The 21,952-nt window shown below is 63.1% G+C and carries 20 protein-coding genes; 12 read left to right on the top strand and 8 right to left on the bottom strand.

The annotated features are described in order from the left end of the window. Entirely contained in the window at window positions 1-894 is an 894-nt protein-coding gene (locus ACZYR5_RS28365) for a LysR family transcriptional regulator (RefSeq protein ID WP_489092507.1), read from the bottom strand. Window positions 895-980: 86 nt separating this feature from the next. Between ACZYR5_RS28365 and ACZYR5_RS28360 the strand changes: the two genes are divergently transcribed. After that, window positions 981-1,745, top strand: a complete 765-nt coding sequence (locus ACZYR5_RS28360; RefSeq protein ID WP_489092506.1) for a sulfite exporter TauE/SafE family protein — start codon at window positions 981-983, stop codon at window positions 1,743-1,745. On the opposite strand, the gene ACZYR5_RS28355 is transcribed toward ACZYR5_RS28360, so the two are convergent. Beyond that, a complete protein-coding gene (locus ACZYR5_RS28355; protein ID WP_489092505.1) occupies window positions 1,735-2,049 on the bottom strand; it encodes a putative quinol monooxygenase in 315 nt (104 codons plus the stop codon). The two genes, ACZYR5_RS28360 and ACZYR5_RS28355, sit on opposite strands and share 11 nt — an antisense overlap. A gap of 203 nt (window positions 2,050-2,252) precedes the next feature. Between ACZYR5_RS28355 and mdaB the strand changes: the two genes are divergently transcribed. Together mdaB and ACZYR5_RS28345 are read left to right on the top strand one after the other, a co-directional pair. Then, window positions 2,253-2,843 (top strand): NADPH:quinone oxidoreductase MdaB, encoded by a 591-nt coding sequence (gene mdaB, locus ACZYR5_RS28350; protein ID WP_489092504.1) that lies wholly within the window; start codon window positions 2,253-2,255, stop codon window positions 2,841-2,843. Between the two features lie 83 nt (window positions 2,844-2,926). Further along, window positions 2,927-3,829 carry a LysR substrate-binding domain-containing protein gene (locus ACZYR5_RS28345; protein WP_489092503.1) on the top strand — a complete coding sequence of 301 codons (903 nt, stop codon included), beginning with the start codon at window positions 2,927-2,929 and terminating at the stop codon, window positions 3,827-3,829. A gap of 42 nt (window positions 3,830-3,871) precedes the next feature. On the opposite strand, the gene ACZYR5_RS28340 is transcribed toward ACZYR5_RS28345, so the two are convergent. From ACZYR5_RS28340 to ACZYR5_RS28320, 5 genes are read right to left on the bottom strand one after another with little or no spacing between them, the layout of a single operon-like run. Continuing rightward, window positions 3,872-4,492 (bottom strand): hypothetical protein, encoded by a 621-nt coding sequence (locus ACZYR5_RS28340; protein ID WP_489092502.1) that lies wholly within the window; start codon window positions 4,490-4,492, stop codon window positions 3,872-3,874. Then, window positions 4,489-5,109 (bottom strand): hypothetical protein, encoded by a 621-nt coding sequence (locus tag ACZYR5_RS28335; RefSeq protein ID WP_489092501.1) that lies wholly within the window; start codon window positions 5,107-5,109, stop codon window positions 4,489-4,491. Before ACZYR5_RS28335 ends, ACZYR5_RS28340 begins: the two co-directional genes overlap by 4 nt. After that, on the bottom strand, window positions 5,106-5,726 hold the full coding sequence (locus tag ACZYR5_RS28330; protein WP_489092500.1) for a hypothetical protein: 621 nt from the start codon (window positions 5,724-5,726) through the stop codon (window positions 5,106-5,108). Before ACZYR5_RS28330 ends, ACZYR5_RS28335 begins: the two co-directional genes overlap by 4 nt. Continuing rightward, the gene (locus tag ACZYR5_RS28325) at window positions 5,723-6,343 is read right to left on the bottom strand and encodes a hypothetical protein (protein WP_489092499.1); all 621 of its coding nucleotides are present in this window, start codon (window positions 6,341-6,343) and stop codon (window positions 5,723-5,725) included. Before ACZYR5_RS28325 ends, ACZYR5_RS28330 begins: the two co-directional genes overlap by 4 nt. After that, window positions 6,340-7,803, bottom strand: coding sequence for a PAAR domain-containing protein (locus ACZYR5_RS28320; protein ID WP_489092498.1), 1,464 nt, complete (start codon window positions 7,801-7,803; stop codon window positions 6,340-6,342). Before ACZYR5_RS28320 ends, ACZYR5_RS28325 begins: the two co-directional genes overlap by 4 nt. 260 nt (window positions 7,804-8,063) lie before the next feature. Here ACZYR5_RS28320 and ACZYR5_RS28315 point away from each other — a divergent pair, with 260 nt between their 5' ends. Genes ACZYR5_RS28315 through ACZYR5_RS28305 form a run of 3 tightly spaced genes read left to right on the top strand, consistent with a single transcriptional unit; the run spans window position 8,064 to window position 10,283 of the window. Then, entirely contained in the window at window positions 8,064-8,372 is a 309-nt protein-coding gene (locus ACZYR5_RS28315) for a hypothetical protein (protein WP_489092497.1), read from the top strand. Window positions 8,373-8,398: 26 nt separating this feature from the next. Beyond that, window positions 8,399-9,859, top strand: a complete 1,461-nt coding sequence (locus ACZYR5_RS28310) for an N-acyl-D-amino-acid deacylase family protein (RefSeq protein ID WP_489092496.1) — start codon at window positions 8,399-8,401, stop codon at window positions 9,857-9,859. Between the two features lie 55 nt (window positions 9,860-9,914). Then, complete coding sequence (locus ACZYR5_RS28305) at window positions 9,915-10,283, top strand: glyoxalase superfamily protein (RefSeq protein ID WP_489092495.1); 369 nt, start codon at window positions 9,915-9,917, stop codon at window positions 10,281-10,283. Window positions 10,284-10,932: 649 nt separating this feature from the next. Here ACZYR5_RS28305 and gliR read toward each other — a convergent pair. After that, complete coding sequence (gene gliR, locus ACZYR5_RS28300) at window positions 10,933-11,961, bottom strand: AraC family transcriptional regulator GliR (RefSeq protein WP_489092494.1); 1,029 nt, start codon at window positions 11,959-11,961, stop codon at window positions 10,933-10,935. Window positions 11,962-12,172: 211 nt separating this feature from the next. On the opposite strand from gliR, the gene ACZYR5_RS28295 reads away from it, so the two are divergent. From ACZYR5_RS28295 to ACZYR5_RS28270, 6 genes are all read left to right on the top strand, one after another. Then, the gene (locus tag ACZYR5_RS28295) at window positions 12,173-13,768 is read left to right on the top strand and encodes an FAD-binding oxidoreductase (RefSeq protein ID WP_489092493.1); all 1,596 of its coding nucleotides are present in this window, start codon (window positions 12,173-12,175) and stop codon (window positions 13,766-13,768) included. Window positions 13,769-13,772: 4 nt separating this feature from the next. After that, window positions 13,773-15,365, top strand: a complete 1,593-nt coding sequence (locus ACZYR5_RS28290) for a glycerol-3-phosphate dehydrogenase/oxidase (RefSeq protein ID WP_489092492.1) — start codon at window positions 13,773-13,775, stop codon at window positions 15,363-15,365. 21 nt (window positions 15,366-15,386) lie between these two features. Next, window positions 15,387-16,955 (top strand): FGGY-family carbohydrate kinase, encoded by a 1,569-nt coding sequence (locus tag ACZYR5_RS28285; protein WP_489092491.1) that lies wholly within the window; start codon window positions 15,387-15,389, stop codon window positions 16,953-16,955. 123 nt (window positions 16,956-17,078) lie between these two features. Next, window positions 17,079-18,371 carry a phospholipase gene (locus ACZYR5_RS28280; RefSeq protein WP_489092490.1) on the top strand — a complete coding sequence of 431 codons (1,293 nt, stop codon included), beginning with the start codon at window positions 17,079-17,081 and terminating at the stop codon, window positions 18,369-18,371. Window positions 18,372-18,558: 187 nt separating this feature from the next. Next, window positions 18,559-20,514 (top strand): DUF1302 domain-containing protein, encoded by a 1,956-nt coding sequence (locus ACZYR5_RS28275; protein WP_489092489.1) that lies wholly within the window; start codon window positions 18,559-18,561, stop codon window positions 20,512-20,514. Window positions 20,515-20,574: 60 nt separating this feature from the next. Beyond that, window positions 20,575-21,948, top strand: a complete 1,374-nt coding sequence (locus tag ACZYR5_RS28270) for a DUF1329 domain-containing protein (protein ID WP_489092488.1) — start codon at window positions 20,575-20,577, stop codon at window positions 21,946-21,948. Window positions 21,949-21,952: the final 4 nt, after the last annotated feature.

Raw genomic sequence — 21,952 nt, 5'->3', positions numbered from 1 at the left:
CTAACAATCCTGCTGCGGCTGCAAGGCGTGCAGCAGGGCCTGGGCGTAGCGCGGCAGGGCGTCGAAGTCGCGGGCGCAGAGCAGTAATCTGCGCTGGGCCCAGGGCTCCTGCAGGGCGAAAGATGTGAACGGCCGTGGTGCAGCGCAACGTTGCACCGCCGCCAGCGGCACAATCGCCAATCCCGCACCGTGGGCGACCATGCGCAGCACCGCGTCGAAGCCGTCGGCGCGAATTCGTATCGGCATGCGCAACCCGGCGTGCAACGCCTGTTCCTCCAGATAAATCGCCAGCGCGCTGTGGGCATTCAAACCGACATAGTCGTGGGCCAGGCTGTGGCTGAAGGTTACGGATTGAGCCTCGGCCAGCGGGTGATCGTGGGCGCAGACCAGCACCAGCGGGTCATCGCGAAATGCCCGGGTCTGCAGGCCCCGGGTGTCCACCGCATCGGAGACGATGCCCAGCTCGGCGGCGCCCTCGCGCAGGGCGTGGGTGATGCGTTGGCTCGGCAGCTCCTGCAAGTCGATGTCGAGGTTGGGTTGTTCGCGCAGAAAGTCGGCGAGCAGTTCTGGCAGGTATTCGCTGATCGCCGTGGTGTTGCACAGCAGGCGCACCTGACCTTTGACGCCCTTGGCGTACTCCGCCAGATCCTGCTGCAGGCGTTCGGCTTGCAGCAGCATCAGACGCGCATGCCGGGCCAGTGCCTTGCCGGCTGGAGTCGGGCTGACGCCACGGCGACCGCGATCGAGCAGGGTGATCCCCAACGAGCCTTCCATCGCCCGGATCCGTGCACTGGCGGCGGCCAGCGACAAGTGGCTGCGCAGCGCACCGGCGGTGATATTGCCGGCTTCCAGGGTGTTCAGGTACAGCCGCAGGTCTATCAAGTCGAAGTGCATGGAGGGTTCCTGGCTCTGGCAAAACAAGAGGCAGGCTCAGTATATGGCGTATTTTCAGCACACCGGCAAAGCCTGAGAATGGCGCCATGAATACTCTCCTGGCGTTTTATCAAGACCTCGGTCCAGCCCTGTCGTTGCTGGTGATGGGTACATTCCTGGTGGCGGGGACGGTCAAGGGCGTGATCGGTCTTGGCCTGCCGACCATTGCCATGGGCTTGCTTGGCCTGGCTATGGCGCCGGTGCAGGCAGCGGCTTTGTTGATCATTCCGTCGACCCTGACCAACCTTTGGCAACTGGCATTCGGCGGCCACCTGCAGGCGCTGCTCACGCGGTTGTGGCCGATGCTCCTGGCGATTTTTCTTGGTACCGGCGCCGGCACCCTGTGGCTGGGCATCGACGGCGGGCAATGGGTGGTGCGCGCCTTGGGTGCGGCGCTGGTGCTGTATGCCTTGAGCGGGTTATTCCTGCCGACGCTGCGGGTCGGCAGTCGCCGCGAGCGCTGGCTGGGGCCGTTGTGCGGGGGGCTGACGGGCGTCATCACCTCGGCCACCGGGGTCTTCGTGATTCCGGCGGTGCCGTACCTGCAGGCGCTGGGGCTGGGCAAGGATCAACTGGTGCAGGCGCTGGGCCTGTCGTTCAGCGTGTCGACCCTGGCCCTCGCCGGCGGCCTGATGTGGCGCGGCGCCCTGAGCGGCGGCGAACTCGGCGCTTCGATGCTGGCGCTGATCCCCGCCGTGCTCGGCATGCTGCTGGGGCAATGGCTGCGCCAACGGATCAGCGCGGCGCTGTTCAAGCGGGTATTTTTCATCGGCCTGGGCCTGCTCGGCGGCCATCTGCTGATCAGCGGCTAGCGGACGACGGGCTGAGCATGTCGATGCGGCGGATCTCGAAGGCGCGCTCCAGGTAATCCATGCGCTTGTCGAAGAACGCTTTCATATGCGGCAGGTTCGAGTGCGTGTCGAGATGCGCCTGGGATTCCCAGATTTCATAGAAGATGAACAGGCTCGGGTCCTGCTGGTCGCGCAGCATGTGGTACTCGATACAGCCAGGTTCGGCTCGACTCGGTTCGACGTAGGCGCGGAACAGTGCCTCGAACGCGTCGGATTGTTCCGGGCGGGTCTTGGCCTGCAGGATGAAGCCGTGTTGCTGAGTCATGGGAATTCCTCGGAAGGGGTGTGAGAAAATTCTACGGCAACAATAAGTGCTTCATTCGTGCGTATAGGTCAAATGTGATTTGCCGGTTCGTGGCTTATTCAGCCGGCCCTCCCTCGATATTCTGCTCGCCATCGAAACACACCTTCTTGATCCCGCGACTGATCCACATCGCGGCGCATTCAATCCAGATGACGAGGCACTCCATGAAAAAAGTTCTGTTGCTCAACGGTGGCAAGCAATTCGCTCACTCCGACGGTCGCTACAACGCCACCCTGCACGACGCGGCGCTGGCGGTGCTGGATCGCGGCGGCATCGACGTCAAGGTCACTCACATCGACGCGGGTTATGACATCGCCGAAGAAGTGGCCAAGTTCCTCTGGGCCGATGTGATCATCTACCAGATGCCGGGCTGGTGGATGGGCGCACCCTGGACCGTGAAAAAGTACATCGACGAAGTCTTCACCGAAGGCCACGGCAGCCTCTACGCCAGCGATGGACGGACCCGTTCCGACGCCTCGCAGAAATACGGCAGCGGCGGCCTGATCCAGGGCAAGCAGTACATGCTGTCGCTGACCTGGAACGCACCCCAGCAAGCGTTCGACGACCCGAGTGATTTCTTCGAAGCCCGTGGTGTTGACGCCGTGTACTTCCCATTCCACAAGGCTAACCAGTTTCTCGGCATGACGGCCTTGCCGACCTTCCTCTGTGTCGACGTGATGAAGCGGCCGAACATCGAAGGCGACGTGGCGCGCTACGAGCAGCACCTCAAGAGCGTGTTCAACCTGCCGGCCTGACCTGCGCCGCGCCGCGTATCGAGCTACTATCGACGCCTTGGCCCGGGCTTCAGCGCCGGGCGGGTTCGACAGCGAGGGCAGCGGTGAAGGCCAGATCCGATGAGTTGCAGATTTTCGTCTGCGTGATTGAGTGCGGTTCGATTTCCGCTGCCGCCGAACAGGTCGGGCAAACGCCCTCGGCGGTCAGCCGCACGCTGTCGCGCCTGGAAGCCAAGCTCGACACCACCCTGATCAACCGCACCACGCGGCGCATGGACCTGACCGAGGAGGGCAAATACTTCTTCGAGCAGGCCAAGCGCATTCTCGATCAGATGGAAGAACTGGAAGAGCGCCTGACCTCGCGCCAGCAAACGCCTTCCGGACGGCTGCGGATCAACGCCGCGTCGCCGTTCATGCTGCACGCCATCGTGCCCTACATCGACGAATTCCGCAGGCTCTACCCGGACATCCAGCTCGAACTCAACAGCAACGACCTGATCATCGACCTGCTGGAACAAAGCACCGACATCGCCATTCGCATCGGCGCCCTGGCCGACTCGACCCTGCACGCCCGCCCGCTGGGCTGCAGCCCGCTGCACATCCTCGCCAGCCCGGCCTACCTGAAACAACACGGCACCCCACTGAGCGTCGCCGAACTGGCCGGGCACACGCTGCTCGGTTTTACCCAGACCGAAACCCTCAACCACTGGCCGCTGCGCCACGCCCATGGTGATCGCTGGACGATTCAGCCGAGCCTCAGCGCCTCCAGCGGCGAAACCCTGCGCCAGCTGGCACTGGAAGGCCAGGGCATCACCTGCCTGTCAGACTTCATGACCGCCGCCGACATCCACTCCGGCCGCCTCATCCCATTGCTGGCCGAGGCCAACAGCGGCTACCGCCAGCCGATCAACGCGGTGTACTACCGCAACTCGCAGCTGGCGCTGCGGATTCAGTGTTTTCTGGATTTTATTCAGGGGAAGTTGGTGGGGTATGCGGGGGAGGGGTGATGGGGGGACGCTGGGCCAAAGCCGTGAAGTAACGATGTGGATTCATGGCATGCCATCCGACTCGTGAAGCCCCAGGGTAATCAGGTAGCGCTCTTCCGTGGGGCGTTTATCGTCGCGGAAGCGGTGCAGCAGGAGCAGCGTCTGATACTTGTCTCCCGCCCGCCAGTAAACGGTGCCGCCTTTGTTCACGTCCCGCAATTGGGCACGCCATTCGGGCGTGTCGGCGAAGGCTGGATAGCTGTTGGCTCGCCTGAGTGTCCAGCCGCCCCGGCGCCATTGCTCCTGCAAATCGAGGACGACGGCGAGGGCGTCGTCGAGCAGGAGCGGTTCGATTTGTGGGGACATGCGTACACCGTCGACTAACTCATCATTGAAGTTGATGGTGAAGAAGCGGGCCAGTGGCGTGACGAAGCCGTATCGAGGATCGACCAAACGCAGGCGGGCGTCAGATTTTGGCATCTGAAACCAGATACGATTGGGCACCGCAGGACCAATGCTCGCGCTGGAGCGTTTGCGCATGTCTTCCCAGGGTTCACCGATCACCAGCGCAATCTCAGGCTCACCCGACTCGGCCCATAGACGAATCAGCGCCAATGCCAACAACACAATAACCAGCTGAATTAGCCTGTGGCGCCACCAGCTGACATCGACGAGCGGATTCATTGCACGCCTCGCGATTTATGAATCCCCAGGGTGATCAGGTAGCGCTCTTCCGTGGGACGTTTGTCGTCGCCGAAGCGATGCAGCACAAGCATTGCCTGATACTTGTCTCCCGCCCCCCAGTAAACTTTCCCGCCTTTGTTCACGTCCCGCAATTGGGCGCGCCATTCGGGTGTGTCAGCGAAGGCTGGATAGCTGTTGGCGCGCCTGAGTGTCCAGCCGCTCCGGCGCCATTGCTCCTGCAAATCGAGGACCACGGCGAGGGCTTCGTCGAGCAGGAGCGGTTCGATTTGTGGGGACATGCGCACGCCGTCGACTAGCTCATCTTTGAAGTTGACCGTGAAGAAACGAGCCAGTGGTGTGACGAAGCCGTATTGCGTATCGCTGAAACGCAGGCGGGCGTCGGACTGGGGCATGTGGAACCAGATGCGGTTGGGCACTGCTGGACCGATGCTCGCGCTGGAGCGTTGGCGCATGTCTTCCCAGGGTTCACCAATCACCAATGCGATCTCAGGCTCGCCCGACTCGGCCCATAGGCGAATCAGCGCCAATGCCAACAACACCATGACCAGCTGAATCAGCCGATAGCGCCACCAACTGACATCGACGAGTCGATTCATGGCATGCCATCCGACTCGTGAAGCCCCAAGGTAATCAGGTAGCGCTCTTCCGTGGGGCGTTTATCGTCGCGGAAGCGGTGCAGCAGGAGCAGCGTCTGATACTTGTCTCCCGCCCGCCAGTAAGTTGTCCCTCCTTTGTTCACGTCCCGCAATTGGGCACGCCATTCGGGCGTGTCGGCGAAGGCTGGATAGCTGTTGGCGCGCCTGAGTGTCCAACCGCCGCGGCGCCATTGCTCCTGCAAGTCGAGGACGACGGCGAGGGCTTCGTCGAGTAAGAGCGGTTCGATTTGTGGGGACATGCGCACACCGTCGACTAACTCATCATTGAAGTTGATGGTGAAGAAGCGGGCCAGTGGCGTGACGAAGCCGTATCGAGGATCGACCAAACGCAGGCGGGCGTCAGATTTTGGCATCTGAAACCAGATACGATTGGGCACCGCAGGACCAATGCTCGCGCTGGAGCGTTTGCGCATGTCTTCCCAGGGTTCACCGATCACCAGCGCAATCTCAGGCTCACCCGACTCGACCCATAGACGAATCAGCGCCAATGCCAACAACACAATAACCAGCTGAATTAGCCTGTGGCGCCACCAGCTGACATCGACGAGCGGATTCATTGCACGCCTCGCGATTTATGAATCCCTAGGGTGATCAGGTAGCGCTCTTCCGTGGGACGTTTGTCGTCGCCGAAGCGATGCAGCACAAGCATTGCCTGATACTTGTCTCCCGCCCCCCAGTAAACTTTCCCGCCTTTGTTCACGTCCCGCAATTGGGCGCGCCATTCGGGTGTGTCAGCGAAGGCTGGATAGCTGTTGGCGCGCCTGAGTGTCCAGCCGCTCCGGCGCCATTGCTCCTGCAAATCGAGGACGACGGCGAGGGCTTCGTCGAGCAAGAGCGGTTCGATTTGTGGGGACATGCGTACGCCGTCGACTAGCTCATCTTTGAAGTTGACCGTGAAGAAACGAGCCAGTGGTGTGACGAAGCCGTACTGCGGATCGATGAACCGCAGGCGGGCGTCGGACTGGGGCATGTGAAACCAGACTCGATTGGGTACTGCTGGACCAATGCTCGCGCTGGAGCGTTTGCGCATGTCTTCCCAGGGTTCACCAATCACCAATGCGATCTCAGGTTCACCCGACTCGGCCCATAGGCGAATCAGCGCCAATGCCAACAACACCATAACTAGCTGAATCAGCCGATAGCGCCACCAACTGACATCGACTAGCCGACTCAATGCACGCCTCGCCCGGCCGCAATGTCCTCAATGGCTCGTTCAATTCTGTGGCGGCTGGCACTGGACAGTAGTTCGTTGAATTGTGCTGCTGCCCTCAAGACAAACGCCATGCGCTGATCGAGATTGGACAGGTCGGCGAAGTGCGCGTCGCTAAAACCAATGGTGCGCCCGTCGTCCATAGGCCTGCACTGACTGGCCAGGGTCAACTCGATGGCTTGCGCCGCTCCGGACGGAAAACCTGTGACATAGGACAGATGATTGGCACGTAACAATGCGACCAGTAGCGCGTCACTGTACATCGTCGGTTGAAGGATGTTTTGTTGTTCGTGCCGAGCAAGAAAGACAACGCTTTGCGCGATGTTACCGGCCTCAATGGCCCTGAAAGCATGCAAAATTTCCTGCTGGTCGACCCCAAACTTCAGCTTCTCCGGAGCGACAGGCCACAACACCGGATGTCTCGCATCCCCAAATATTCCCTTGCGAGCAGACAAACACGTCTCCAACGCCCACATCCCCCGATCGCCGTAGAAAGCGTGTAATGGATACACGTCCAGAAACAGCGTGGTATTGCCCAACGCCAGCATCTCGTACACATGCTGGAAGGTCTGTTGCGTGAGCGACAACGGCTCGCCTTCACGCCTGATGTCGATGTTCGGCAGCGGGTTGTCGCGACGAGCCTGCTCCTCTTCCCGCTGTTTGTTCTTGAAGTCTTCAACGGCCGCCTTGCGTTCGCCGGCACTGCGACTGAACAACCCCCAAAAGCCCTTCCTGCCGCTCTGCGCCAATTGCTGCCCGGCGTCATGGCTGGCCTGGATCTTTTCGATCGACTGCGCCGCGTGCAACAAACCGCAGCCCACCTGTTTCGAGGCGAAGGCCGCAAGCCCCGCCCACTGGAAGCGCTGATCATGCCGCCAAAGGCGAGCGTAGGCGGCGTTGATCGCCCGATTGCGTGCCCTCGGGTCGGCAATCAATACGCCGCCTGGGGCGACGATGGATTCGGCATTTTCCTGATACATCCGCCAGATGTTCTGACAGACCACTTCCGGCTGTGGGACAAAGCTGGATGCGGAGCGGTTCGAGGTCGGTGCTGCATGGGCAGAACCGCTCGCTTGCGCGTTCTGGGGAGCGGCGCTTGCAGCCGGCGGGGCAGAGTTTCGCGTTGCTCTTGGCGGCGCATCGGGGTCGATGCCGTAAGCGTGTGTGGTCAATGAATGGATCAATGTGGCCCTGCATGGGCAGCCGCTGACGCTGTGCAGGGTCCCGGCGAAAGCACGACCATCGCTGATCATGGTCGGAATGCCTCCCGCGATGGTGTAGGTTTTCTTGTTCTTTCCACAGGAGACCCGATCTCCCTCGCGCGCCTGGTGGCCACCCATCCTGGAAATGGTCTCCTGGCCTTCCAGCACAGTGCCACCACACGAAGTCTTGTCGTCCTTGCGAATAAAATAACCGGTCGTCATAGCCTGAACTCCTTCCTGGCAAGCGTCCCGTGTAGCGGGGACGTCTCGGCCTCAAATAGGCCGAGTCAACGCACCGTACTGGCTCAGAAATGTCATGCAAGATGGCGGGATACGAACAGGAAAGATCCCACGCGATTTTCGGAAGAGTCGTCAAAACGGGAGGATCCTGCTGCTATCCGAGTGATCAATCGTCACGCCCATCAAGGGCTGTATAGGCAATTCACGCCTATGGAACACTGGGTTCGTCTGGCCGTGTTGGGGTGAATCAGTGTAAAGAGGGCAGGGTCGGGGCGTTTTCTTCACCGCGCCAGAGTGAGGTGCAGGAACTTGCTGTTTCTGCTTTTGAGTTTGCGCTCGATCACATCGATACTTTGACCGGTTTCAATCGCGGTCGAACTGGCGATGGCGCGAAAAATGGTGTCGGCATCGGGTTTTTTATTGTTGCGACGTGCCTCGGCCATAAAAGCAGCTCAGTGAAGGATAATCTGATAAGCATAGCGCCAATCGTTTCGCTCAACCCCGTTGAAAATACTCCTGTGCATCTCGTCAAAGGGGTTATCCGTGAGTGACCATCCTTCGCCGCCGGGAGACTGACATGCAGTACCACACCCTGATCCGCAACGCCTCGATCATCGACGGCAGCAACCGTCCGGCGTACTCGGCTGACGTCGGCATTCTGAACGGGCGGATCGAGCGCATCGGTGACTTGTCGGCCGACAGCGGCGACGAGGTGATCAACGCTCGCGGCCGGGTGCTGGCGCCGGGTTTTATCGATGTGCACACCCACGACGACACGGTGGTGATCCGTCAGCCGCAGATGTTGCCCAAGCTCAGCCAGGGGGTGACCACGGTGATCGTCGGCAACTGCGGCATTAGCGCCTCGCCGGTGAGCCTGCGCGGCGATCCGCCGGATCCGATGAACCTGCTCGGCACCTCGGCGGCCTTTGTCTATCCGCGCTTCAGCGACTATCGCGCGGCGGTCGAGGCGGCTCGGCCGACGCTGAATGTCGCGGCGTTGGTGGGGCACACGGCGCTGCGCAGCAACCATCTGGATGACCTGCAGCGCACCGCCAGCGCCGCTGAAATCAGTGCCATGCGCGCGCAACTGCGCGACAGTCTGCAGGCCGGTGCGTTGGGGCTGTCCACCGGTCTGGCCTATGCCAATGCCTTTGCTGCATCCACCGATGAAGTGGTGCAACTGGCCACCGAGTTGGCGGCGTTTGGTGCGGTCTACACCACCCATTTACGCAGTGAGTTCGAACCGGTGCTGGAAGCGATGGATGAGGCGTTCCACATCGGTCGCCAGGCCAACAGCCCGGTGATCATTTCCCACCTCAAATGCGCTGGCGCCGGCAATTGGGGGCGCAGTCCGCAACTGCTGGCGGCGCTGGAGCAGGCGGCGCAGGGCCATCCGGTCGGCTGCGATTGCTATCCCTATGCCGCCAGTTCTTCGACGTTGGACCTCAAGCAGGTCACCGATGCCCATCGCATCACCATCACCTGGTCGACTCCCCATCCGCAGGTCAGCGGTCGCGATTTGATCGATATTGCCGCCGAGTGGGGCCTGTCGCTGGAAGATGCGGCGCGGCGTCTGCAGCCGGCGGGTGCGGTGTATTACGGCATGGACGAGGCGGATGTCCGGCGGATCCTCGCGCATCCGCTGTCGATGGTCGGCTCCGATGGCCTGCCGGAAGACCCGTTCCCCCATCCACGGCTGTGGGGCGCCTTTCCGCGGGTGCTCGGGCACTTCAGTCGCGACCTCGGCTTGTTCCCGTTGCACACTGCGGTGCACAAGATGACCGGGCTGTCGGCGGCGCGTTTTGGCTTGAAACAGCGAGGCGAGATTCGCCAGGGCTATTGGGCCGACCTGGTGCTGTTCGACCCGGCGACGGTGCGCGATGTCGCGGACTTCAACGATCCTCAGCGTTCGGCCGAGGGCATCGACGGGGTGTGGGTCAACGGGGTGCGCAGTTACGTCGATGGCCAGGCCAACGGTCAGCGGCATGGGCGGTTCCTGGCGCGGGAGGGCGATTTGCGCGCCAACTTTAACGCCTGATACCTGACTGCATGGATTGTCTATGATGCTCTGCATTCAATCAGGGAGCATCACCATGGGTTTTGGAAAAATCACCCCGATCCTGCGGATCTTCGACGAGGCCAAGGCGCTGGAATTCTACGTCGATTTCCTTGGTTTCAGCCTCGATTGGCAGCACCGCTTCGAGGCCAATTACCCGCTCTATCTGCAAGTCTCGCGCGACGGTTGTGTGCTTCACCTGTCCGAACACCACGGCGACGCCTCGCCGGGTGCAGCGCTGCGGATCGAGACCGATGCGCTGGATGCCTTGCACCAGGAGCTGCTGGCAAAAAACTACCGCTATGCCCACCCTGGCATCGAAGACACGCCTTGGGAGAGTCGGGAAATGAGCGTCAAGGATCCGTTTGGGAATCGGTTGGTGTTTGTCAGCACAGGGACTGAATGAAACCGAGGCCGGCAATGACGATTCTGTGGCCCGGAGAGGAATGTTTCGACGGTTTTTGCGGGTTGTGCTCATTGCCGGCCGCGGGTAGTTTTGCTTGCCCTCTCACTTGATGGCGGCTGTGTGTGGGGCACCCTAGTGTGCGCCGGGTTCCTTGATCCTCGGTCTGTCAACCTGCCCACAGCTGCCACCCCCTTCCCAGCTCCCTGCGGGGGCGTCGGTACGCCACATAGCCGCCATCGCGAGCAGGCTCGTTCCTACAGGGACCTGAGGTGTTTGCGATATGTGTGGCATGCCACAAATGCGGCGTCCGCGATATCTGCGGCGTGGCACAGAATCTGTAGGAGCCGGCTTGCCGGCGAAGGCGGTGGGTCTGATGTACCGGGGCGTCTGGTTCGCTGGCAAGCCAGCTCCTACAGGGATCTGCGGTGTCTGCTATATCTGCGGCGTGGCATAGAATCTGTAGCGAAGGCGGTGGGTCTGATGTACCGGGGCGTCTGGTTCGCTGGCAAGCCAGCTCTTACAGGGATCTGCGGGGTTCGCGAAAGGTATGGAGTGTCGCAAAAAACCTGTGGGAGCAGCCCGGGCGGCGCTCCGCTGCTGGCGATGAGGCCATCCGCGACATCGTAGCGTCAGCCAACCCACCGTAACTTCAACCCTCATCCCCCTGCCGATGGATCTGTCGAAACTCCCCCGGTGGCATGCCGCGGCGGCTTTTGAAGGTGCGGTGGAAGGAGCGGGGTTCGGTGAAGCCCAGGTACTGGGCGATGTCCTGGATCGGCAGGGTGCTGTTGAGCAAATAGTGCTCGGCCAGTTCCTGGCGCAGGTCGTCGAGGATTTGCTGGTAGGTGGTGCCGGCCTGGTGCAATTGGCGTTGCAGGGTGCGCACCGAGACGGCGAATTGTTCGGCGACCTGTTCCTTGCGCGGCAATCCTTCCTTGAGCAACTGACGCAGGCAGCTTTTCACCCGCTGCTCCAGCGACGCGTCTTCCAGCGTCGCCATCAACCCCAGAGCATGTTCCTCCAGGGTGCGCAGCAACTGCGCATCGGCCTGGCGCAACGGCAGTTGCAGATAAGGCAGCGGCACGATCAGCGCCGAGTAGGGCTGATCAAACAGCACCGGGCAATCGAAAAATGCCTGGTACTGCGCCAGCTCGGTGTTGGCCGGCAGCGGATGTTCGAACCACACCGCATCCGGTGACAGCTGCTTATCGGCAATCCAGCGCGCGTATTGCAGCCAGGAACCCAGCACGTTTTCCACCAGATGGCGGCGGATGCGCGGGCGCTGGTGGCGGCAGGTCCAGATCAGGTGCACCTGTTGCCCATGCAGTTCGGCACGGCTGACGCCCATGTCGCCGACCAATTTTTCGAACGGCATGATCCGATTCATCGCGTCGCCCAGGGTCGCGCAGTTCATGGTGATGTAGCCCAGCACGCTCCAGGAATTGGGCAAGACGAAGCGCGCCGAATTCAGCCCGAACAGCGCATCGCCCGAGTGTTCGCAGAAGTAGTCGAGCAGACGTTCATGGGCTTCCCCCGACACCCGCAGGCTGTTGTCGCTCAATTGCTGCGCCTGCAATCCGGCGGCGGCCAACGCCGGCTCGATGCTCATCCCCAGCTGCTCGGCATGGCGCACGTATTTGAGCAGCGGCGGAACCGAGGTGAAGCCGAGGGATTGCATGATCGGGGTCCTTTGAACGGGGCAGGCGGGCACAGCGCAAGACCCTGAAAGGTAAATTGAAACCGCAGCTAAAGTAAATGGCTGGGAGCGGCGGCGCGGCTTGACTCAATTGGCTACTCGAACTGGCCCGATGCGACCGTGACAGGTTTTGCCGGCTGGCTAGTATAGGCGCCTGAAATGTCACCTATAAGAACCGCAAAAGGACACACGCATGCGACGCTGGAACGGCTGGGGAGATGCAAGCACGGTGGTCGAACTGCCGGCGCAGGGCGCAGGATTTCTCGAGGCACGGGTTGGCGCCGGTCGCGCGCTGCCCGATGCCAGCCTCGAGTCGGCCCTGGCCCGTGTCCCGGCCTCGCGCCTGCCGCAACATTCGCTGTACAGCATCGACCCCCTGGACCGCCTGATGCACGCCCGTGGCCAGAGCCTGGCGGACTGGCTGGCCCTACGCGAAGGCGCGCCGGGGATTTATCCCGATGCCGTCGCCTTCCCGCAAAGCGCCGAGCAGATCCGCAAGCTGCTGGCCCTCGCCGAGGAACGCGACCTGTGCCTGATTCCTTACGGCGGCGGCACCTCGGTAGCGGGGCACATCAACCCGCTGGACTCCGAGCGACCGGTGCTGACCGTCTCCCTGGCCCACATGAATCGCCTGCTCGACCTCGACGAGCAGAGCCTGCTGGCCACCTTCGGCCCCGGCGCCTGCGGTCCGCAAGTGGAAAGCCAGCTGCGCGCCCGCGGCTACACCCTGGGGCACTTCCCGCAGTCCTGGGAGCTGTCGACCCTCGGCGGCTGGGTCGCCAGCCGTTCCAGCGGCCAGCAGTCACTGCGCTACGGGCGCATCGAGCAGATGTTTGCCGGCGGCACCCTGGAAACCTTCGCCGGCCCGCTGCAGATTCCGACCTTCCCGGCCTCGGCCGCCGGGCCGGATCTGCGCGAAGTGGTGCTCGGTTGCGAAGGGCGCTTCGGGATCATTTCCGAGGTCAAGGTGCGGGTCACGCCGCTGCCGGCCGATGAACGTTTTTATGGGGTGTTCCTGCCCAATTGGGACCAGGCTCTGCAAGCCATCCGCCAGTTGGCCCAGGCCTGTGTGCCGCTGTCGATGCTGCGCCTGTCGAACGCGGTGGAGACCGAAACCCAGCTCGCCCTGGCCGGCCATCCGCAGCAGATCGCCTGGCTGGAAAAGTATCTGGCCTTGCGCGGTGCCGGCGCCGGCAAGTGCATGCTGACCTTCGGCGTCACCGGCAACCGCCGGCAGAATGCGCTGTCCCTGAGTCAGGCACGCAAGCACCTGAAAGCCTTTGGCGGGGTGTTCACCGGCACTTTGCTGGGCAACAAGTGGGCGCAGAACCGCTTTCGCTTTCCCTACCTGCGCGAGAACCTGTGGAACGCCGGCTACGTGGTCGACACCCTGGAAACCGCCACCGACTGGAGCAACGTCGACAACCTGCTGACGCGCATCGAAAGCAGCCTGCGCGACGGTCTGGCGGCGCAGGGCGAGCGGGTGCACGTGTTCACCCACTTGTCCCACGTCTATGGCGAAGGCTCGAGCATCTACACCACCTACGTGTTTCGCCCGGCCGCCGACTATCCGGCGACCCTGGCGCGCTGGCAGGCGCTCAAGCACGCGGCCAGCCAGACCATCGTCGATAACCACGGCACCATCAGCCACCAGCACGGCGTCGGCAAGGACCACGCGCCGTACCTGCTGCGCGAGAAAGGCGCGCTGGCGATGGACACCTTGCAGGCGCTGAGCCGGCACTTCGACCCGGCCGGGCGCCTGAACCCCGGCACGTTGTTGCAGGAGTGACGGCATGAGCCTGGACTGGAATGCCGCCTGGCGACAGCAGCAGCTGCCGAGCCTGGCCGCCGAGACCTGGGACCTGATCGTCATCGGCGGCGGCATCAGCGGTGCCGGGATCCTGCGCGAAGCGGCCCGACGCGGCTGGCGCTGCCTGTTGCTGGAGCAGCGCGACTTCGCCTGGGGCACCTCCAGCCGCTCCTCGAAGATGGTCCACGGCGGGTTGCGCTACATCGCCAAGGGCCAATGGCGGCTGACCCGTGACTCGGTCCACGAGCGCCAGCGCCTGCTCGACGAAGCGCCGGGGCTGGTGGAACCGATGAGTTTCATGATGCCGCACTACCGTGGCGGCTTTCCCGGTCCGCGGCTGTTCGGCGGCCTGCTGACGGTCTACGACTACCTCGCCGGACGGCGCAGTCACCAATTCCATGATGCGCAGCAACTGCGTTTTCTGGCGCCGGGTCTCAAGGACGAAGGGCTGCTCGGTGGCACCTGTTTTGTCGATGCGCTGACCGATGATGCGCGCCTGGTGCTGCGTGTCTTGAGTGAGGCGAGGGCCGATGGCGCGGTGGCGCTCAATGGTCTGCGGGTCGAGCAATTGCTTCGTGAGAACGGGCGGGTCTGCGGGGTTCAGGTGCACGACAGCGAGGGCGGCGAAACCTTGCAGTTGCGCTGTGGCGTGCTCGCCGTGGCCACCGGCGCCTGGGCTGAACGTCTGCGGCCGAGCGATGCCGTGCGCCAGTTGCGTCCGTTGCGTGGCAGTCATTTGCTGTTGCCGGGCTGGCGCCTGCCGGTGGCGCAAGCCTTCACTTTTCTGCACAGCCGCGACCGGCGCCCGGTGTTCGTCTTCCCTTGGGAAGGCGCGACGGTGGTCGGCACCACAGACCTCGATCATCAGGCCGATTTGGACATCAGCGCGAGCATCAGCGGCGAAGAACTCGACTACTTGCTGGCCGCCTGCGCCCAGCAATTTCCCCACGCCCAGGTGGTGGCCGATGACGTGCTCTCGACCTGGTCAGGCGTGCGTCCGGTGGTCGGTTCGAGCGGCGCGCAACAGGGCCAGCCGTCCAACGAAACCCGCGAGCACGTGCTGTGGCAGGAGCCCGGATGCGTGACCCTGGCGGGCGGCAAGCTGACCACTTTTCGTCCGCAAGCCATCGAAGTGCTCCAGGCCTGCGCAGCGATGCTCGGGCGTGAACTCAGCGACGACGGCGCGCCGGTGTTCGCCGCCGTCGAGCCGCTGCCCATTGCCGGCCTCAGTGCCAGCCAATGGCGACGCCTGGCCGGACGGCATGGCCGCGACCTGCCGCGCGTGGCGCAGTTGGTCGAGCAACTGGGCGGCGACAGCGTCGGCGCCACCGACACGTTATGGGTGGAACTGGCCCTGGCCTGCGATGCGGAAATGGTCCTGCATCTGGACGACTTGCTGCTGCGGCGTACCCGACTTGGGCTGCTGCTGGCCGAGGGTGGGGCGCACTATCTGCCGGCAATCCGTCGCCTGTGCCAGCCGCGACTGGGCTGGAACGACGCGCGTTGGGAAGAAGAAGAGCAACGTTATCGGGCGCTGTGGCAGCGCCATCATGGTTTGCCGGATGCCACGCAATGAAGGCCCATCGAAGAGAGCTCCATGGATAACCACAAGAATAAGCGCTACCTGCTGGCCATCGACAACGGCACCCAGAGCGTGCGCGCATTGCTGTTCGATCTGCAGGGCAATCTGTTGGGCAAAGGCAAGGTCGAACTGCAGGCCTACTACTCGACACAACCGGGCTGGGCCGAGCAGGACCCGGAGTATTACTGGACCAAACTCGGTGAGGCCTGCGAGTTGTTGTGGCAGCAGACCGGTATCGATCGCACGCAGATCGCCGGCGTGTCGCTGACTACCCAGCGCGGCACCCTGATCAATGTTGATGCCCAGGGCAAGCCGCTGCGTCCGGCGATTCTCTGGCTCGATCAGCGCCAGACCGAAGTCGAGGGCGGGATCAAGGGGCCCTGGGGCTGGCTGTTCAAACTGGTAGGCGCCCAGGCCACGGTGGACTACTTCCGGGCTCAGGCCGAGGCCAACTGGATTGCCCGGCACCAACCCGACGTGTGGGCCGCCACCGACAAATTGCTGCTGCTCTCGGGCTTCCTCACCCATCGCCTGTGCGGGCGTTTTGTCGACTCGGTGGGCGCCTGCGTCGGCTACCTGCCGTTCGATTTCAAGCGCCTGCGCTGGGCCGCGCCGTCGGACTGGAAATGGCAGGCGCTGGCGGTGCGCGCCGAGCAATTGCCGAGCCTGCTCAAGCCCGGCGAAACCCTCGGCCACATCAGCGCCGAGGCCAGCCGCCATACCGGGATTCCCGAAGGCGTGCCGCTGATTGCTGCTGGCGCCGATAAAGCCTGCGAGGTGCTCGGCGCCGGGGTGGTCGATGAGTCGACGGTGTGCCTGTCCTACGGCACCACCGCGACCATCACCACCACCCGCCAGCGCTACCTGGAAATCGTCCCGCTGATCCCGCCGTATCCGGCGGCGGTGCCCGATCAGTTCAACTGCGAAGTGATGATCTATCGCGGCTACTGGATGGTCAGCTGGTTCAAGAACGAGTTCGGCCTGCGCGAGATGCAGCAGGCCAAAGAGCAGGGCATCGAGCCTGAGCAGTTGTTCGATGCGCTGGTCAACGCGGTGCCGCCGGGGTCCATGGGGCTGATGCTGCAACCCTACTGGTCGCCGGGGATTCGCGACCCCGGCGTCGAGGCCAAGGGCGCGATGATCGGTTTTGGCGACGTGCACACCCGCGCGCACATTTACCGGGCGATCCTCGAAGGCCTGGCCTATGCCTTGCGCCAGGGCAAGGAGCGCATCGAGCAGCGTTCCGGGCAGTCGATCCAGCGTTTGCGGGTGGCGGGCGGCGGGTCGCAAAGCGACGCGGCAATGCAACTGACGGCGGACATTTTCGGCCTGCCGGCGGAGCGTCCCCACGTCTATGAAGCATCCGGCCTGGGCGCGGCGATCTGCTGTGCGGTGGGCCTGGGCCTGCATGCCGATTTCCCGGCGGCCATCGCCGCGATGACTCGGGTCGGCACGGTGTTCACCCCGCAGCCGCAGGCGCAGCAGGTCTATCAGCGCCTGTACCAGGAGGTTTACCTGCGCATGTATCGCCAGCTCAAACCGCTGTACCAGAGCATTCGGCAGATCACCGGTTACCCGGCCTGAGGCGCCGGCTGACGCACCTCGCTGGCGCTATTTGAGAGTTTTTATGGCGAGATTGGACAGTGTCAGGGGCGGGGTCGCTCTGTAGGCTCGTCCCTACAAGACCTCCAATAAGAACCTCGAGCAATGAAGCTGACGTCACTCCTGTTGCTGCTCTGCGCCGTCGCCCCGACGGCCTGGGGTTGGTCCAACCACACGGTGGGCAGCTACCTGGCATTGCAGGCGTTGCCCGAGGTGCAGGACGCGCCGCAGGTCGCTGTCGAACCGCTGGAAACCTTCCTCGGCGCGCAATATCCGGCGATCGTCTCGCTGCTGGAGCAACAGGAAACCTTCGCCCGTCAGCACTTTGCCCAATACCCGCCGCGGCCTGACAGCCTGAAGTTGCCGGTCGTGCCGGGGGACAATCTGCGCCATGCCTTCCTCATGGCGCTGCGGGTCAATCCACAGATTCACCTGGCGATGGTCATCCAGCCGTTGCCTGGGCAGGACCTGCCACAACGCGAACACCTCAAGGCCGACCAGGTAATGGTCGCGCAGACCCTGTCACCGTGGAATCGCCAGCGCTTCATCGCCCTGGCGGACGGCGAACAAGTCAGCGCCCTCGCGGTACTGGCCAGCGCCGCCGACGAGCCGGACTACGGGCACGACATCAACCTGTTCAGCGACAACCCGGGGGAGGTCGCGGCGCTCTATGGCTTCGGTCCGCAGTCGTTCGGCGACGAGCGTTTCGAGTACAGCTCCCAGGCGCCGTTTCACATGGGCTTCTTCCACGAGAACCCGGTGGTGTATGCCGCCGCCGGATTCCTCGAGCGCAGTTGGCCGGACTGGCGCGCCTATCAATACCTGGGCCTGGCACGCCTGGCCTTCGCCACCGGGCATCCGTATTGGGGCTACCGCTTTCTCGGCTGGGGCCTGCACCACGTCCAGGACCTGACCCAGCCCTACCACGCCAAACCGCTGCCCGGCGTCGAGCTGGCAAGCATGTTGTTGATGGAGGGCAAGGCCCTGGCCGGGTATGGCGACGACAAGCGGGCGGCAGTCGAGCGCGTCGCCACCCGGCACATGGAAGTCGAGAAATACCAGGCGGCCTGGCTGTATCGCCTGCTGCGCGGCGGGGAGCAGGTGCACCCGATGCTCCAGGCCTACGTTGAGACCGCCGAGGATGGGGTCTATCCGCCGTACTCGGTGGACTACCTGCGTGAAGTGGTCAGCGCCCAGTCCGCTGCGGCGGGTGCAACGTTCGACGAGGCCATCGGGCAGTGGTTGGCCACGGCACCGGCGACCAACAATTTCAGCGCCGGCAATCAGGTGCAGCGCGAAGACTACGACCATCCGTTGCTCAACCAGCAACTGTTCACGCTGCTGGGGCATTTCGGTGCGCATAGCCGCAATTTTGTGCGGGCTGGGTTGGCTGAATGATGCCCGTTCGGTTGGCTGAATGATGCCTCCCTGTAGGAGCGAGCTTGCTCGCGAAGGACGTCAACGATAACGCGGACATTCTGGATAAGCGCGGCGCTCTCAGGTTTTTCGCGAGCAAGCTCGCTCCTACAAAATCGGGGCCGCGCGCAGACAAAAACAACAAGATCAGGGAAGGGAGGAACACCGCATGAACATTCGACTACGCCAGTCTGGCGCAGCGATTTCCGGGGTAGGGCTGGTGGGGCTGTTGCAACTGTGCGCGGTCGAGGGCGTGCAGGCGGCCGAGTTCAAGGTGCTGGACAATCAGGTCACCGGCTCGTTCGACAGCACGTTGTCCTATGGCCGTTTGTGGCGGGTGCAGGGTCGCGACAAGAGCAACGATGACGTCAACACCAACGACGGCAATCGCAACTTCGACACCGGCTTGGTTTCCGAGGTGTACAAGATCACCTCGGAACTGGAAGCCAATTACCAGAACTACGGCGTGTTCATGCGCGGCACTGCGTTCTACGACACCCAGTTGATGGACAAGCGCAACGACTACTACCGCAACAACAACCCGTCGCAGCCGAGCCAGAGCAACCCCCACGACGACCATTTCACCGAGCAGACCCGCGACATCGCCGGCAGCCGCATCGAGATGCTCGATGCCTATGTCTATGGCAACTGGGACGTGGCGCAAATGCCGGTGACTGCGCGGCTGGGGCGCCAGGTGTTCAACTGGGGTGAGGGGATTTTCTATCGCGGCGGGGTCAACACCACCAACCCGGTGGACGCGGCCAAATACCGCTTGCCGGGCGCCGAGGTCAAGGAAGTGCTGATGCCGGTGGAGGCGGTCAGTTTCAACATCGGCCTCACCGATAACCTGACCATGGAAAGTTTCTACCAGACCAACTGGAAAGAAACCCGCATCGACCCGGTCGGCACCTTCTACTCGCAGACCGACCTGTTCGCCGACGGTGGCAACACCGCCTACAACGACTTCACCGGCACCGCCCTCGACACCCCGGTACCGGGCTTCGGCAATGTCATCGACCTGTACGGCGCGCTGGGCAACAACCCGCTCCTCAAGCAGGCGCTGGGCACCACCGGCTTGTACGCCAACGGCGTGACGCCGGCGTTTGGCAACACCCTCAAGGTGGCCTCGGTGGGCAAGGACTACAACGCCCGCAACGATGGCCAGTTCGGCTTTGCCTTTCGCTACATCGCCGAAGAGCTCAACAGCACCGAGTTCGGCCTGTACATGGTCAACTACCACGCCAAGGAACCGACCATTTCCGCTGACCTCGGCGGTTACCAGGGCGTCGACATCGATGCCCTGACCAACCTGTTGAGCGGTGTCGCCGGCAGTCAGGCCGGAGCCTTGGCCAACGGCCTGGTCACCGCCGACGTGATGGGCAACATCCAGGCGCACCGGCGCTACGCCGAAGATATCCGCATGTACGGCTTCAGCTTCAACACCACCCTCGGCCAGGCCTCGGTGTTCGGTGAAGTGGCGTACCGGCCGAATCTGCCAATCGGTGTCGCGGCCACCAACGACCTGATCGGCGACCTGGCCAACGGCGCTGCCGCTGCGGCCTCCGGCAAGACCATCAACATCGGCGGGCAGATGGTCCAGCTCGACAGCCAGATCAACAACGCCGAGCGCGTCGAAGCCTTCAACACCTCGCTGGGCAGCATCTACAACTTCGGCCCGAGCCTGTCGTTCGACTCGATGTTCGGGGTCTTCGAACTGGCCTCCGAGCACTTGCGCGGCAGCAGCCTGCAATACACCGCCTACGACGGCAGCCGCCGTTACTACGCGGGTACCGGTAACTACTCCTATGTGTCCGGTGGCGATCGGGGTGACCAGGTCAATCGCAACTCCTACAGCTACACCGCGATGTTCAACGGCACCTGGAACGACGTGTACGCCGGGGTCAACGTCTCGCCGTACGTGGTCTACAAGGACGACTTCAAGGGCAACAGCTACCAGGCCGGCAACACCATCGAAGGGCGCAAGGCCTACACCCTGGGAATCAAGGCCAACTACCAGAACCGTATGGAAGCCGAGCTGCAGTACACCGAGTTCTACGGCGGCGGCCAGAACAACGGCATTCGCGACCGCGACAACATCGGCTTCAACCTCAAGTATTTCTTGTAGGCCTCGAATCGCCCGGGCGCCGCTGTGCCCGGGCAGTTGGCTCTATTTCGGAGAACCGCAATGCTGCACTCACCACGATTGATCAAGACCTCCCTGGCGCTGGTCCTCAGCCTCGCTGCGGGTAGCGCACTGGCGGCGTTGACGCCCCAGGAAGCCCAGCAACTGAAAACCAGCCTGACCCCGCTCGGCGCCGAGCGCGCCGGCAACGCTGCCGGGACGATTCCGGCGTGGGACGGCGGCATCACCCAGGCCCCGGCCGGCTACGTCAAAGGCAAGCATCATGTGGACCCGTTCCCCGGCGACAAGCCGCTGTTCACCATCACCAAGACCAATCTGGAGCAGTACAAGGGCCAGCTGACGGCGGGGCAAATCGCCCTGTTCAACAGCTACCCCGACAGCTTCCAGATGCCGATCTACACCAGCCGCCGCTCCGGTTCGGCGCCGCAGTGGCTGTATGACAACACCCTGAAAAACGCCACCTCGGCGAAGCTGCTCGATGGCGGCAACGGTTTCTCCGATGCCTACGGTGGCGTGCCATTCCCGGTGCCGAAAAGCGGGGTCGAGGCGCTGTGGAACCACATCACCCGTTATCGCGGGATCTACGTGGTGCGACGTGCCTCCGAGGCGCCGGTGCAGCGCAACGGCAGCTTTGCCCTGGTGACGTCGCAGCAGGAAGGGCTGTTCACCTACTACCGCCCGGGCGGCCAGTTCGCCGACCTGAAGAACATCCTGTTCTATTACCTGGCCTTCGTGAAAAGCCCGGCGCGCCTGGCCGGGGGCGCAGCGCTGGTGCACGAGACCCTGGATCAGATCAAGGATCCGCGCCAGGCCTGGGTCTACGACGCCGGTCAACGCCGGGTGCGGCGTGCGCCGAACCTGGCGTATGACACACCGATCGCTTCGTCCGACGGCCTGCGCACGGCGGACGACACCGACCTGTTCAACGGCTCGCCGGATCGCTACGACTGGAAGCTGCTGGGCAAGAAGGAAATGTACATTCCGTACAACAACTACAAGGTCTCCAGCCCCGAGGTGAAGTACGCCGAGCTGCTGACGCCGGGGCACCTCAACCCCAAGTACACCCGTTATGAGCTGCACCGGGTGTGGGTGGTCGAGGGCACGCTGAAGCCCGGGGCGCGGCATATCTATTCCAAGCGCACGCTGTTCCTCGATGAGGACAGCTGGGGCGCTGCGGTGGTCGATCAGTACGACGGGCGCGGGGAGTTGTGGCGGGTATCGATGGGCTACCTGAAAAACTTCTACGACCTGCCCACCACCTGGAGTGCGCTGGACGTGTTCCACGACCTGCAGGCGCGGCGGTACTACGTGCAGAACCTCGACAACGAAGAAGCCGACACCGTGGACTTCGCCCAGCCGGTGCCGGAAGACGCCTACTTCATGCCATCGGCATTGCGCCAGCGCGGGACGCGGTAGACCT

Source organism: Pseudomonas sp. F007 (genome assembly GCF_057814275.1).
This window is presented reverse-complemented; position numbering and strand designations above follow the sequence as displayed.

Coding starts and splice junctions, on each gene's coding strand:
- ACZYR5_RS28365 (WP_489092507.1), bottom strand. CDS start 894: ATGCACTTCGACTTGATAGACCTGCGGCTGTACCTGAACACCCTGGAA.
- ACZYR5_RS28360 (WP_489092506.1), top strand. CDS start 981: ATGAATACTCTCCTGGCGTTTTATCAAGACCTCGGTCCAGCCCTGTCG.
- ACZYR5_RS28355 (WP_489092505.1), bottom strand. CDS start 2,049: ATGACTCAGCAACACGGCTTCATCCTGCAGGCCAAGACCCGCCCGGAA.
- mdaB (WP_489092504.1), top strand. CDS start 2,253: ATGAAAAAAGTTCTGTTGCTCAACGGTGGCAAGCAATTCGCTCACTCC.
- ACZYR5_RS28340 (WP_489092502.1), bottom strand. CDS start 4,492: ATGAATCCGCTCGTCGATGTCAGCTGGTGGCGCCACAGGCTAATTCAG.
- ACZYR5_RS28335 (WP_489092501.1), bottom strand. CDS start 5,109: ATGAATCGACTCGTCGATGTCAGTTGGTGGCGCTATCGGCTGATTCAG.
- ACZYR5_RS28330 (WP_489092500.1), bottom strand. CDS start 5,726: ATGAATCCGCTCGTCGATGTCAGCTGGTGGCGCCACAGGCTAATTCAG.
- ACZYR5_RS28320 (WP_489092498.1), bottom strand. CDS start 7,803: ATGACGACCGGTTATTTTATTCGCAAGGACGACAAGACTTCGTGTGGT.
- ACZYR5_RS28310 (WP_489092496.1), top strand. CDS start 8,399: ATGCAGTACCACACCCTGATCCGCAACGCCTCGATCATCGACGGCAGC.
- ACZYR5_RS28305 (WP_489092495.1), top strand. CDS start 9,915: ATGGGTTTTGGAAAAATCACCCCGATCCTGCGGATCTTCGACGAGGCC.
- gliR (WP_489092494.1), bottom strand. CDS start 11,961: ATGCAATCCCTCGGCTTCACCTCGGTTCCGCCGCTGCTCAAATACGTG.
- ACZYR5_RS28295 (WP_489092493.1), top strand. CDS start 12,173: ATGCGACGCTGGAACGGCTGGGGAGATGCAAGCACGGTGGTCGAACTG.
- ACZYR5_RS28290 (WP_489092492.1), top strand. CDS start 13,773: ATGAGCCTGGACTGGAATGCCGCCTGGCGACAGCAGCAGCTGCCGAGC.
- ACZYR5_RS28285 (WP_489092491.1), top strand. CDS start 15,387: ATGGATAACCACAAGAATAAGCGCTACCTGCTGGCCATCGACAACGGC.
- ACZYR5_RS28280 (WP_489092490.1), top strand. CDS start 17,079: ATGAAGCTGACGTCACTCCTGTTGCTGCTCTGCGCCGTCGCCCCGACG.
- ACZYR5_RS28275 (WP_489092489.1), top strand. CDS start 18,559: ATGAACATTCGACTACGCCAGTCTGGCGCAGCGATTTCCGGGGTAGGG.
- ACZYR5_RS28270 (WP_489092488.1), top strand. CDS start 20,575: ATGCTGCACTCACCACGATTGATCAAGACCTCCCTGGCGCTGGTCCTC.